At 58.8% G+C, this 13,153-nt stretch carries 10 protein-coding genes and 1 pseudogene; 7 read left to right on the top strand and 4 right to left on the bottom strand.

Going from position 1 to position 13,153, the window contains the following annotated elements; genetic code table 11:
* Positions 1-4: 4 nt before the first annotated feature.
* On the bottom strand, positions 5-1,426 hold the full coding sequence (locus PF1751_RS08385; RefSeq protein WP_038452984.1) for an MltF family protein: 1,422 nt from the start codon (positions 1,424-1,426) through the stop codon (positions 5-7).
* 236 nt (positions 1,427-1,662) lie between these two features.
* Here PF1751_RS08385 and PF1751_RS08380 point away from each other — a divergent pair, with 236 nt between their 5' ends.
* The 6 genes and pseudogenes from PF1751_RS08380 to PF1751_RS08360 all read left to right on the top strand — a co-directional run bounded on the left by PF1751_RS08380 (position 1,663) and on the right by PF1751_RS08360 (position 9,872).
* Complete coding sequence (locus PF1751_RS08380) at positions 1,663-2,469, top strand: TatD family hydrolase (RefSeq protein ID WP_010211895.1); 807 nt, start codon at positions 1,663-1,665, stop codon at positions 2,467-2,469.
* 51 nt (positions 2,470-2,520) lie between these two features.
* Positions 2,521-3,177: pseudogene (locus PF1751_RS29795) on the top strand (HAMP domain-containing protein); the annotation flags it as partial.
* Positions 3,163-4,047: a methyl-accepting chemotaxis protein gene (locus tag PF1751_RS29790; protein ID WP_373422441.1), complete on the top strand. Its 885-nt coding sequence runs from the start codon at positions 3,163-3,165 to the stop codon at positions 4,045-4,047. The pseudogene PF1751_RS29795 and the gene PF1751_RS29790, both read left to right, overlap by 15 nt.
* A 198-nt stretch (positions 4,048-4,245) precedes the next feature.
* Entirely contained in the window at positions 4,246-8,964 is a 4,719-nt protein-coding gene (locus PF1751_RS08370; protein ID WP_044286854.1) for an RHS repeat-associated core domain-containing protein, read from the top strand.
* A complete protein-coding gene (locus tag PF1751_RS08365; protein WP_044286853.1) occupies positions 8,961-9,386 on the top strand; it encodes an Imm50 family immunity protein in 426 nt (141 codons plus the stop codon). Before PF1751_RS08370 ends, PF1751_RS08365 begins: the two co-directional genes overlap by 4 nt.
* Before the next feature lie 123 nt (positions 9,387-9,509).
* A complete protein-coding gene (locus PF1751_RS08360) occupies positions 9,510-9,872 on the top strand; it encodes an Mpo1-like protein (RefSeq protein ID WP_010211905.1) in 363 nt (120 codons plus the stop codon).
* Between the two features lie 2 nt (positions 9,873-9,874).
* On the opposite strand, the gene PF1751_RS08355 is transcribed toward PF1751_RS08360, so the two are convergent.
* The 3 genes from PF1751_RS08355 to PF1751_RS08345 form a co-directional block, all read right to left on the bottom strand.
* A complete protein-coding gene (locus tag PF1751_RS08355) occupies positions 9,875-10,672 on the bottom strand; it encodes an acyl-CoA thioesterase (protein WP_044286852.1) in 798 nt (265 codons plus the stop codon).
* A gap of 90 nt (positions 10,673-10,762) precedes the next feature.
* Positions 10,763-11,524 carry a CHAD domain-containing protein gene (locus PF1751_RS08350; RefSeq protein WP_044286851.1) on the bottom strand — a complete coding sequence of 254 codons (762 nt, stop codon included), beginning with the start codon at positions 11,522-11,524 and terminating at the stop codon, positions 10,763-10,765.
* Positions 11,525-11,568: 44 nt separating this feature from the next.
* Positions 11,569-11,847, bottom strand: coding sequence for a hypothetical protein (locus PF1751_RS08345; RefSeq protein ID WP_003172685.1), 279 nt, complete (start codon positions 11,845-11,847; stop codon positions 11,569-11,571).
* A 216-nt stretch (positions 11,848-12,063) separates the two neighbouring features.
* On the opposite strand from PF1751_RS08345, the gene PF1751_RS08340 reads away from it, so the two are divergent.
* Positions 12,064-13,101: a patatin-like phospholipase family protein gene (locus PF1751_RS08340; protein WP_010211909.1), complete on the top strand. Its 1,038-nt coding sequence runs from the start codon at positions 12,064-12,066 to the stop codon at positions 13,099-13,101.
* The last annotated feature ends 52 nt before the right edge of the window (positions 13,102-13,153 follow it).

The raw sequence follows: 13,153 nt of genomic DNA, 5'->3' as shown, positions 1-13,153 counted from the left end.
TCGATTACTTACGTGAGGCGATTTTCGGCGCTGGCGGCTCCAGGGACTCTCGCTCCCTCTCGAACGCCAAATAGTACTTGTTGACGCTATTAACATAGCTGACGCCGCCCATCCCTACTTGCTCCATGGCGATGCGTTCAACCTGGAAGAACCACTGATTCGGGTTCAGCCCCCGGCGCTTGGCTTCGGTGCGCATGCCCTGCACCCGCTCCGGCCCCATGTTGTAGGCCGCCAGTACAAACGCCATCCGCTCGCGCTCGTTGAGCTTGGGACTGGCAAAGAACTTGCGGCGGATCATCGCCAGGTAGCGCGCACCCGCCTGCACATTGCTATCAAGGCTCTCGATATTGTTGACCCCCACTCGCTGCGCCGCGGACGGCGTGATCTGCATGAGGCCGGTGGGACCACCACTGTTGCGTGCACCCGGATCAAGCGCCGACTCTTTGAAGGCGAGTGCCGCCAGGTTCAACCAATCCATGCCTTGCTCGCGGGCATGTTTTTGTAATACCGGGCGCAGTTTTTCCAGGCGTTGGCGGTCAACGCGTGCCAGGGGGTTGCGTACTTGATAGAGACGCCGGTAAATACGCTGGAACGCCACATCCTGGTCGGCCGGCGTCCGGTAGGTCTTGAGGAATCGATCAATACTGGCCCGCAGCATCGAGGCATCCTGGCGCACGAACCAGTATTCGTCGCCCGGTTCGCTGATCGCTACCTGCTTATCAAATCGCAACTTGGGCAGGATCTTCGACCAGCGTTCGGCAATCGGCTTTTCAACAATAGTCAGATGAAAAATGCCGGCCTGGACCATTTCCAGTACATCTTCCACAGCCAGGGTCGGGTCCACCCACTCCACTTTCACCGGCGGTTGCTTGTGCAACGCCAGCTTCTGATTGACCTGGCTGATGGCATCCGCCGCCGCGCTCCCGGTGGTCAGCGCCAGGGTGCGACCGGACAGTTGCTCCAGTTTGGTGAACCGCCGCTCGCCCTTCACACCCACCAGCCACAGCGGCACATCGCTGACAATCGGATCGCTGGCGCTGATCTTGTGCGCCGCCTTCACATCAAGCAATTCACCCGGTGCCACCAGGTCACCTTCGCCACGGGCCAGGGCGCCGAGCAACTGGTCCTTGGCCTTGGGAATGATCTTGAGGTTGATTTCCTGGCCATCACGGGCATGACCATTGAGGTATTGCTCGAAGGCGCGCAGGCGATGGTACTCGACGCCGATGGCCTGGCCCTGGACCTCGCCGGAGCTGTTACGGCTCTGATTGACCAATACGCGCAGGGTGCGACTGGAGCGAATCTCTGCCAGGTCGCGGACCTTGCCGGGCTTGGTCACTTCCAGCGGCCCGTCCAGACGCGCAACCGCCGCCACGGGCAGCAGCAACGTCAGGCACAACATAAGCAACGCCGAGGGTCGGATCATCCGCTCTCCGGAAAAGAATACTGGCCAACGCGCTCGCGAAAAACGAGGCGGTGGGTGTCAGAAACAGAGCGCTTTATGCGCAGGCTTTGCGCGCAACGGTGGCACAGGGTAAGGCGTTCGGCCCACCACAATGAACTTGCGACGTTCAAAGACAGCTATAACTCGTTGTAGTTCTTCGTTTTTCTTATAAATCTACAGCTCTGATATGCTTTCCGGCCGCAGGCGGAGATAGCACCATGCAACTCATTGATATCGGCGTCAACCTGACCAACTCCAGTTTCGACGAGAAGCACCAGGCTGTACTCGACCGAGCCTACGCCGCCGGCGTACAGCAATTGGTGCTCACCGGCACCCACATTGAGGGCAGCGAACAGGCCTTGGAGTTATGCGAAAAACTGGATGAAAGCGGCCAACGCCTGTTCAGCACCGCGGGTATCCACCCCCACTCCGCCAGCGACTGGAACGGCGACAGCGCCAAGCGTCTGCGCGGTTTGCTCAGCGAAAGCCGCGTACGGGCTGTGGGTGAATGCGGGCTGGATTTCAACCGGGATTTCTCCCCGCGACCGCAGCAGGAAAAAGTCCTGGAAGAACACTTGGCCCTGGCCGTCGAGCTGAAGTTGCCGGTGTTCCTCCACGAACGTGACGCCAACCAGCGCCTGTTGGAAATTCTCAAGGACTACCGCGACCATCTCACGGCCGCCGTGGTGCATTGCTTTACCGGCGAACAGCAGGCGTTGTTCAGCTACCTCGACCTGGACTTGCACATCGGCATCACCGGCTGGATCTGCGACGAACGCCGTGGGACACACCTGCACCCACTTGTCAGGGAAATTCCTCGTGAGCGTCTGATGCTGGAAAGCGACGCCCCTTATCTGCTGCCACGCACCCTGCGCCCCAAGCCGAAAAATGGCCGGAATGAGCCGGCGTACCTACCGGAAGTCCTGCGCGAAGTCGCCCTGCATCGAAACGAAAGCATGGAAGACCTCGCCCGCCACAGCACGGCATGCGCCCGTCGCTTTTTTGGACTGCCTGAAGTGGATTGATGCGGTGCATTGACCCACGTCAAAACCGTTTGACTCGATAGCGGCACAATAATGGCACCTTGCCAATGCTGTTTCCGCTATCAGAGAAAACCTTCCATGGGTGCCTGGCTTAGCAATATCTCGCTGAAGTACAAATTCTGGGCCGTCAACGCGGTCGCCTTCATCACTACTTTGTTGCTGGTGCTGTATGCCGTGCAACTTGAACAACAGGCGCGCAGCACGGCCTCCCACGCCTCGGCGCAGGCACAAGCGCGGCTGCTAGACGCCTGGCCGGCTGGGGAAACACTGCCCAAGGGCGAGCACTGGCTGACGTTCAAGCGCGGCCAAATCCCACAATTGGCCGATCAGGATCTGTCAGCCCTGGGCAGCGCCACGGGTTGGGTCGAGTTCAACCCTATGCCCGTGTTCGGTGATAACCCGCTGCTGGGCGCTGAAGTCGTCGCCCGCCCTGATGGTCAATACATTGCCGTCCTTGCCTACGCGCCCAGCTTGAGCCAAGTGTTCGAGGAACGCTTCGCCAACTATGCAGTGGCGGTCCTGATCCTGATGCTGGCGATGCTCGGCGCGTCGCAATTGCTGATCCGCTTCCTGCTCAGCCAGCTCAACACCCTCAAGGACGTGATGCTGCACGTAGAGAAAACCGGCGATCTGTCGGCTCGCGTACCCTTGGCGTGCAAGGACGAAGTCGGCCAGATGGCCAGCGCGTTCAACGCGATGCAGGCCGGTTACCAGCGCGTCGTGAACACCGTGGCGCACACCGCCCGGCAACTGGACGATGGCGCCGCACGGCTGGCCAGCAGCATGAACGAGGTACAGCACGGCATGCTCGGCCAGCAAAGTGAAACCGACCAGGCCGCCACCGCCATCAACGAGATGACTGCAACGGTTCATCACATTGCCCAACACGCAGGCGCCACAAGGGATCTCTCCCAGACCGCCGATACCCTCGCCGGCAGCGGCCAGGAAGTGGTCACCCGGGTACAACGCTCGATCGCCGGCCTGTCCACCGGCGTGCAACAAACCGCCGTAATGATCCAGAAGCTCGCCGAAGACAGCCAGAAAATCAACGGCGTGGTCAGCGTGATCCACAGCATCGCCGAGCAGACCAACCTGCTCGCCCTCAACGCCGCCATCGAAGCCGCCCGCGCCGGAGAAATGGGCCGTGGCTTCGCCGTGGTCGCCGACGAAGTGCGCAACCTGGCCAAGCGCGTGCAAAGCTCCACCGATGAAATCACCCGCATGGTCTCGGCTCTGCAAGCGGGCACCCGCGACGCGGTGGACTTCATGCAGGAAAGCTCATTCAAGGCCGACGACTGCGTGCATCAAGCCCAGGAGGCCGGCGCCGCGCTCGCCGAAATCACCGGTGCCGTGGCGCAGATGCGCGAAAGCAACACCCAGATCGCCGTCGCCGCCGAACAGCAAAGCCACGTGGCCGAAGAAATGAATCGCGCGGTCGTCAGCATTCGCGACGTGACCGAGAACACGGTGCAGCAGACCGTCGACTCGGCGACCACCAGCAATCAACTGGCCACCCTGGCCGGAGAACTGAGCAAGGCGATTGGGCAGTTGAAGCTGTAGGACTGTTCAACCTGTAATCTCCCTCCTACAACCGAGCCTCGGTTTACCCGAGGTCTTGGCGAAACTTCCTAGCCTTCCTGGCGAATAACGCCGACTTCTTTTCCCTGCCAACCTCTCCAAAGTCTCTCGCCTGACCAATCAGCGCGAGGGACCGCCGATGCTCTTCTCTATCAGTGCCCCACTCAATGGGGCCGTTTCATGATTCCCGTTATTGCGCAGTTCGTCCTCTACCCCATGGATGCCGAAACGCCGGACGTGGAAACCGTCTTTCGTGACTTCAGGTCGTGCCTGAACTCATTTGACGAATGGGCCGAGAGCTTCTGGAGTGGTTCAGCGCTGGACGTGGAGCAAGTATTCAGAGTCGGGGAAGACGTTGCCCTCGTCGCTCCCGCGTCCTCCAAAAAACCCAATCGCACGGTCGCCGTCTGCAAGGCTCAGGGCTCATTGACCCTGGTGCACATGTTTGAAAGCACGCGGTTTGTTCCTATCGGCAATACGCCGGTGATGCTGCAAGCCATCGGATCGGACGGCAAGCCGTTCGGTGCCCCTATCCGACGAACCATCGATGCCAGCGGCATTCTTGAAGTCAACGAGTGCGTCCGCGATCAACGCTACCAGGTCACCTTTTACCCCAACGTTTCCAAGGCACACGTCAAGGCGCTGTATGCGTCTTATCAGTCGGTGATCGCCGGGCTGGAACATCGCCTGCGTGATGAATGGACGAAGACCTTCAAGCCGCGATGGAAAGACTTCGCCAGCGCCACGCCGTTCGAGCGAAGTGCGATGCAGGGCGTGGCGTTTGCGGGTGGGATCGGTAAGGCGCTCTATAACCTCTGGGATAACGTCACGCAACTGTACGACCTGTTGGCGGACCTCAAGGCCAATAGCGAGAAATTGCTGCAGTACATCACCCAGGCCGAACTGGACGAGCTGCTAAAACTGGGCAAGGACGCCATCGCCCATGGCCTGCTGATGCTGAGCGATGAGCCACTGTTGTTCATCTATCTGTCGGCAATGGTCGCCTGGATACGCATGCTTGCGCCGCCAGAGATGTATGAACTGGCGGGCGAAATCACCGGTGAGGTGCTGATCAATCTGTTTTTGATCTGGACGACGCGGGGCATGGGCGTACACGTTCGACTGGGTCTGCAGGTGTTGGGGCCTATCAAGTCGGGTCGCGTGCGTAGATGGCTGGAAAGGCTGGTCGATCAGCTCGTCGGGCCTCGGTTGGACGCGCATGTCGAAGCGGCCAAGCCGTTGTTGCTGGGCAGCGCGGCGACGCCGATCAGAGTAATTCCGGATGTGCCATTGAAGGTTGGGGATCAGGTGGTTGCCAACCCGGTACCGCTGGTTCGGGACAAGGCCACGCAACGGACGGTGTTGGTTCGGCAGGAGACTGTCGACGATGTGCCTGCTTCTGCTCGAAACCCGGCTGGGAATGTCGCTGCGTCTTCGGACAAGACCGCCACCAACGGGTGCCCGGTGTCCATGGTCACGGGCGAGGAACTGCTGACCCTCACCGATGGAACGCTGGACGGGCTCTTGCCGTTTGAGTGGACCCGCTTGTACCGCACCAGTGCGGTGGAAATGGACTGCGGGTTGGGGTTTGGCTGGAGTCACTCGCTGGCGCATCGGCTGAGTGTTTCCGGGGATGCGGTGGTGTGGACCGATCATGAAAATCGCTCGACCACCCTGCCCCTGCCCACCGCTTCTCGGCCCGCGATCACCAACAGCCTGGCCGAAGCGGCGATCTACCTGGGGGCTGTGCCCGATGAGTTAGTCCTGTCTCAAGGGTCACGTTTCTACCACTTCCACGACGGTGTGCTGACAGCGATCAGCGATGCCTATGACAACCGGCTGCGCATTTCCCGTAATTACCTGGGGCAGATTGAGCGGTTGGATAACGGCGTCGGGCGCTCGTTGTTTTTGCGCTATGCGTCGGGCCGCATTGTGGCGGTGGATTACCAGATTGAGCGGGCTGTGGATGACGGCCCGTTTGTCTGGGTGACGGAGCAGAACGTTGTTTCCTACGCCTATGACGCTGGTGGACGACTGGTTTGTGCGACCAACGCTGTAGGCGAAAGCGAGGTTTATCGGTACGACGAGCAGCACGTGATTCTTGAGCGTGGCTTGGCCGGTGGAGCGAGTTTCTTTTGGGCGTGGGAACGGGCTGGCAAGGCCGCTCGGTGTGTCCGGCATTGGGCCAGTTTCACGCAGATGGACACGCGGTACGCCTGGGATGACAACGGGCAGGTCACGGTGTTTAACGCCGACGGAAGCCAGGAAGTCTACGTGCATGACCAGCGGGCGCGGCTGGTGCAGCGCGTGGACCCTGACGGTGCCCAACACTTTAAATCCTACGATGACAAAGGCCGACTGACGGTTGAGCAGGATCCGCTGGGAGCGATCACGGCGTATCAGTACGACGAAGCCGGGCGTTTGGTGGCGCTGTTTCCGGGGGACGATGAGCCGACGACCTACGAGCATGACAATGGATTCGTACGGGTTGTAAGGCGGGGTCAGGCGGTCTGGAAATACGAGCGTAATGACCAGGGCGACGTGACGCGCAAGACCGATCCTGACGGCAACGCTACTGACTACAGCTACAACAAATATGGGCAACTGGTTGGTGTCTGGTACCCGGATCACAGCTGTCATCGGCTGGTGTGGAATGAGCGTGGGCAGTTGCTTGAGGAGCAGTTGCCGAACGGCGTCATCAAGCGCTATTGCTATGACGACCTTGGGCGACAGGTTGCCCGTGAAGATGCACAGGGGGCGCTAACCCAGTATCAATGGGACAGCGTGGGTCGGTTGATCCGTGTTGTGCTACCGGGCGGTGCCACACGGGAATACAGCTACAACGCTTACGGAAAAATCACCTCCGAACGTAATGAACTCGGCCACGTCACCCGCTACGAATACGCCGACGGCCTGCACCTGATCAGCCGTCGCATCAACGCTGATGGCACTCAGGTCAAATACCGGTACGACAACGTTAGGTTATTGCTGACCGAGATCGAAAACGAGGTGGGCGAAACCTACCGACTCCAGTATCACGCCAATGGCCTGATCCAACAGGAAACAGGATTTGACGGCCAGCGCACCGCTTACGTCTATGACCTCAACGGCAACCTGCAGGAGAAGACCGAACACGGCGATGACGGCAGTCAGCTGGTTACCCGTTACGAGCGTGACCATGCCGGTCGACTCGTAAGAAAAACCCTGCCCGACGGCAACCAAGTCGATTACGCCTACGACCGCCAAGGCAACCTCTTAAGCGTCGAGGATGGCCACTGGGCGCTGGCCTACGAGTACGACAGCCAAAACCGCCTCACCGCCGAGCACCAAGGCTGGGGCACCCTGCGCTACGGCTACGACGCCTGTGACAACCTGCAAACCTTGCGCCTACCGGACAACAACCGGGTGACGTTCAATCATGCCAAAGGCGGCCTGCTTGGGAAGGTCGAGGTAAATGGCCAAACGCTCACCGCTCATCTATTCGACACCGGTCGAGAACACCAAAGAGGCCAGGGAAAGCTGCTCAGCAGTTACCAGTACGACACTCAGGGGCGCCTGTTCAACCACGGACTGTGCAACGTCGAAGGTGCCATTTACCAGCGCCAGTATCACTACGACACATGCGGCAACCTCACCCGGCGCCTAGATACCCGTAAAGGTGAACACCACTACCACTATGACGCACTGAGCCGCCTCATCCGCGCCGACCACTCCCAAGGTGAGCAGGAACGCTTCGCCCACGACCCCGCCGGCAACCTGCTCATGCAAAACCGCCCCGGCCCCGACATCGTCGCCGGCAACCGCCTGATGATCCAAGGTGACCATCACTACGACTACGACGCCTTCGGCAACCTCATCCGCGAACGACGTGGCAAGGGCCACACCCTCGTCACCGAATACCGCTACGACTGCCAGCATCGCCTGATCGGCACCACCCAACCCAACGGCCAAACCGCCAGCTACCGCTACGACCCGTTTGGGCGGCGTATCAGCAAAACCGTTGACGGCATCACTACGGAGTTTTTCTGGCAGGGCGACACACTCATCGCCGAGCACCACGCGAACCGCCATCGCAGTTACCTCTACGAACCGGACACCTTTCGCCCGCTGGCCCTGCTGGAAGGCTTCGGCCCAAAGGAAACCAAGGCCTACCACTACCAACTCGACCACCTCGGCACCCCACAGGAACTCACCAACCCCGACGGCGAAATCGTCTGGTCCGCGCACTACCGTGCTTACGGTGAAATCACCCGCGTCGATATCGGAAAAGTCGACAACCCGCTGCGCTTCCAAGGCCAATACTTCGACCAAGAAAGCGGGCTGCACTACAACCGCCATCGCTACTACAATCCGGATATCGGCCGTTACCTGACGCCGGACCCGGTGAAGCTGGCGGGTGGGATCAACACGTACCAGTACGCGCCCAATCCTACGGGTTGGGTGGACCCCCTTGGGCTAAATGCTAACTGCACTGGCTCAGTAAAGAAAAACCCAACCTGCGCTGTACCTGTTGAACCTGACGTACCTGATATATCTCGTAAAGGAGCGTTCCGCGAAGCAAAAAGAGACGCCAATATACCGATGGCACAACAACCTGATGTAATTACCGCTCCGAGGTCTGGCACAAAAAAACAATACAGCATTGTGAAAATGTCAGATATAAACGGAAAAGCAATTTTAGATAGCTCGGGAAAACCTATTCACACGAGGGTCTACCAATATACGAGGGCTGATGGATCCAAAGTGTTAATACAAGACCATTCAGCCGGGCATAAATTCGGCGCTCCAAACGGAGCTGGCAATCAAGGCGCTCACTTCAATCTGCGTCCATTTGAGACACCGCGAACCGGCAGTGTTCCGGGAACAAAAGACCATTACGTATTCAAGGATAAAAAATGAAACACTGGAACGATCTTGACGGGAGTATATTTTTTAACAAAGTGTTCAGCCAACCGATTGAAATCGGCAAAGCTTACATTCATTCACTGGGCATAGAAAATGACCAACCCTCTTTTGGAATAGGTTTTGACATACCAGACTTCCCTGATGTGTTGCCTGAAAAATGGAAGAACAAAGGATATAACACGTGCAGAATTGCACTAAGCTGCTCCGAGGTTAGCAACTTAAAAATAGTAAACCTCCCGCACAGGGACATATTTATAATAAATATAAAGCGAGAAAACGGGTACTTCTTGCTCACCGCAAACTCAAAAAATGCTTCTATTGAACTCACAGCCAAGTGGCTTTCCATGGAAGGGCCGACAGTGTATATAAATAACCCCGAACCAAGAGACTATAACTGGGCAGACAATACTCTATAAAAATCAAAAACGTGAATTACGCAACCGGTCCTATGAACGCTATAGCGAACGCCAATTCGCCCACCCGACCAACCCCACCTAAACTCTCTCCATGCCATTTCAACGGACAGAGGATTCACCACCATGGGCAAACGTCACCCCAACCTTCCCGCCTGGCAATGGCGTAACTACCCGCAGAACCATCAGCACCCGACCAATCTGGCGTTGCACCTGATTGCCGTGCCGCTGTTCATCATCGGGTTTCTGTTGATCGTGTCCGGGGTTTTCAGCCTGAGTCTGGCCAGTTTCGCCGTGGGTGTGGTCGGGATCCTGGCCGGTTTGGCGTTGCAGCGTCATGGCCATAGCCTGGAAGCCGAGGCCAGTGAGCCGTTCAGTGATCGTAAAGATGCGGTGCAGCGACTGGTGGTCGAGCAGTTCGTGACCTTTCCGCGTTTTGTCCTAAGTGGTGGCTGGTGGCGCGCCTGGCGACAACGCCACCGGCATTGAGGTCAGGCAAAGACCACTACGGTCTGGCGGCTGATGGCGATCAACTCGCCGCTCGGGCTCCAAAGGGCGGCGGCGGCGTGGCCGTAGCCGTCGCGGGCGTGCTCGATGGTGACGTGGTACTGGCACCAATTGAGGGTCGTCAGATCCTGCAAGGGCTGGATAAATTCGATGGTCCAAGTCAGGGTGCTGCCGGGTGCCGGCTTTTTCAGGTGCGGCAGCAAAGCCGGAGGCCAGGCATCGACCAGGGCGAGGATATGCGCTTCAGTCAGTGGCTCTTCTTTGACATCTCCGCGTAAGCGAACCCAACCGCCCATGTAACGGGATTTATTGCCGGTGAAGGGTAAGCCGCCGACACTCCAGCGCATCGCCAGGTGGCGCATGAATTCGGGGGTGACGCCCTTGATGTAGGGCAGCTCCTGGCATTCATCCCAATGTTTGAACACCGGTGGCGCTGCGCTCTCGACAGCAATTTCCGACTCACGGGACGCACCGAAACTGGCCTGTACCAATGTCGCCACTTCACCGTTCTGCACCACACGGCCAAGCAATTGGCTGACGGCCTTGCCTTCGCGCAACACTTCGACTTGGTAACTGGCAGGAACGTCCGGCGCTACAGGGCCGACAAAGGTGATGGCCAGCGACCGTAGCGGACGCTCGGCGGGCACCTGGGCACGCAGCGCTTCGTATTGCAATGCGGCCACCAGGCCACCAAAGGTCGCGCGGCCCTGGGCCCATTCGGCAGGGATAATGACATCCAGCGGGTTGCTGCGGGCAGCGTCGAGTAAATCACTAAAGCGCATGGCGGTCTCACATCAACAGGAACAGATGAGCGATCTTAACCATCGGGCTAGCCAGGTACAGCGCCTATTCCGGCCAAAAGCCGGACCGGTTCAGAAACAATCGGCGCTGAGTTTTTCCAGCACGCGGTCCGCCTGCCCTTCAGCCTTGGCCATGGTGCGCTGCCAGACCGCAACACAAGGTCGCAAGTCCACCTGCTGCTCAGCCTGGGCCAGCCATTGCCAGCAATCATGCCAATCCCCTAAAGCGCCCTGCGCGTTTTTCAGACGTGACATCGCGTTGGCAGGCAACTTATCCAATTCGGGATAGGCTTCGGCGGCATAGCGCACCCGCTTGATCAACAACCGCAGGCGGTGCCGGTCATGGTCAGGGTCTTTCAAGGCCTTACCGAGTTGCTGCCATTGCTTGGCCAGACGTTTTTCAATGCGCGGGCGCAGGCCTTTGAGCAATTTCTGATGTTCAGAAGCACGGATAAAACGCGGAAAGGCATCCAGGATCAGCAGCAAATGCGCAAGCTCAGGGCTTTTCGCCACCTGGCGATAGGCCTCAGGTTGCAGACGCAAGCGTCGGTTGGCGGCCTCGTGATGACCGTGTTGGTGCAAATACGCCGCCAGCACCTCGCGGTCGCGTAGCGGCGTCGTCAGTTGGCCGACGGTGCTGGCGGCCAACTCAAGCTGTTCCACCCCCGGCAACCCGCGCAAGGGGCGCAACAGGCTGCGCAGACGGCGCACGGTGGTGCGCAGGTCATGCAGGGCTTCATCGTCGGTAACGGCGGCGAGGCGAGCCTGGCAGCTCAGTAACCCTACTTCCAGGCCAATGACCTGAGCAACTAGCTGATCGACCAAAGCTGACATCCTGCCCTCACTTCCAGATGAAAAGTCCTACTCGCTGCTGCAGGTCAACGCCCGGCGCGAGACTCACGAATATAGAACCGCGCTTTCTCGGCCTTGTTGGAGCAGCCTTCAAACGCTTCAAATTGTTGCTGGGTCTTGGCGCCCGTCAATAACGATAGCGCTTTAGAGTAGCTCACCGTGCCAGCAAAGCCTTCAGCCTTGGCAAGATCCAGCTCTTTCCAGGCAGCGTCCAATTGGCTGCCGCAGCTGTCGCGGTATGCGGTCTTACCAGCACAACCGGCCAGGGCCAGCATGATCACAGGTACACACATCCAGGCTTTCATTGATGACACCTCAAAAAGAAAAAACAGTCGTACGTTGTAGACGTTGCCTACATGGAAAAGTGCCTGTCCCTAGCCTGAAATCGATAGTACCTACATACCAGAGCATACCCGAGCACCGTGGCTATTCTGGAAAAATATCGCAGGTCGCCTGCGAAGATTGAAGCCGCCCCCTCAATGGGTGCATTGTGGGACCCTGCCTTGGGGAGGACATGGACCATGAAAAAACGTGTTGCCTTGGTGCTGGGCTCCGGCGGGGCTCGTGGTTACGCCCACATCGGCGTGATCGAAGAGATCGAACGGCGCGGCTATGACATCGCCTGTATCGCCGGGTGCTCCATGGGTGCCGTCGTGGGCGGGATCTACGCCGCCGGCAAGCTGGATGACTATCGGAACTGGATTGAAAGCCTCGATTATCTCGACGTACTGCGCCTGGTGGACGTGAGTTTTCGCCTGGGCGCGATTCGCGGTGAGAAGGTCTTCGGCCAGATCCGCAAGATCGTCGGCGAGATCAATATCGAAGAACTGCGCATCCCCTACACCGCCGTCGCCACCGACCTGACCAACCAGCAGGAAATCTGGTTCCAGGAAGGCTGCCTGCACCAGGCCATGCGCGCCTCGGCGGCGATTCCCAGCCTGTTCACCCCGGTGATGCAGGGCAACCGCATGCTGGTGGACGGCGGCCTGCTCAACCCACTGCCCATCGTGCCGGTGGTGTCGAGCCATTGCGACTTGATCATCGCGGTCAACCTCAACGCCACCAACCAGAAGCACTACCAATTGCCAGTGATCCAGCGCCCGCCCGCCTTCAAGAGTCGCTTCAACAACCTGGCGAAATCACTCGGTTCGCACTTGCCGTTCCGGCGCAAGCAGGCCGAACAATTGATGAAGCTGGAGCAAGAGGCATTGGAAGCGCAGGCGGCGGAGATCAACCCTTGGCTGGACTCCGCCGAGCCGGAATCCCAGCAACCCGCCGCCGCACCGGAAAAACCCGGCGCACCAAAGTCAGCGACCGGGTCATTTATCATCGATAACGTCGGCCCGGCATCGCTCCTCGACTTGATCAACCAGAGCTTCGAGGTGATGCAGACGTCGCTGGCGCAGTACAAGATTGCTGGCTACCCGCCTGACGTGTTGATCAACGTGCCGAAACGGGTGTGTCGTTTTTTCGAGTTTTACAAGGCGCCGGAGTTGATCGCGCTGGGTCGGGAGATTGCCAGCGATACGCTGGATCGGTATGAGAGTGAGCAGAGTTGAAACCTGTGGTGCTGCTGATAGCCTCTTCGCGAGCAAGCCCGCTCCCACATTC

The sequence above is a fragment of the Pseudomonas simiae genome (genome assembly GCF_000934565.1).
Classification (GTDB): domain Bacteria; phylum Pseudomonadota; class Gammaproteobacteria; order Pseudomonadales; family Pseudomonadaceae; genus Aquipseudomonas; species Aquipseudomonas simiae.
Note: the sequence above shows the minus strand (reverse complement) of the source record. Positions and strands in the feature narration are given on the sequence as shown.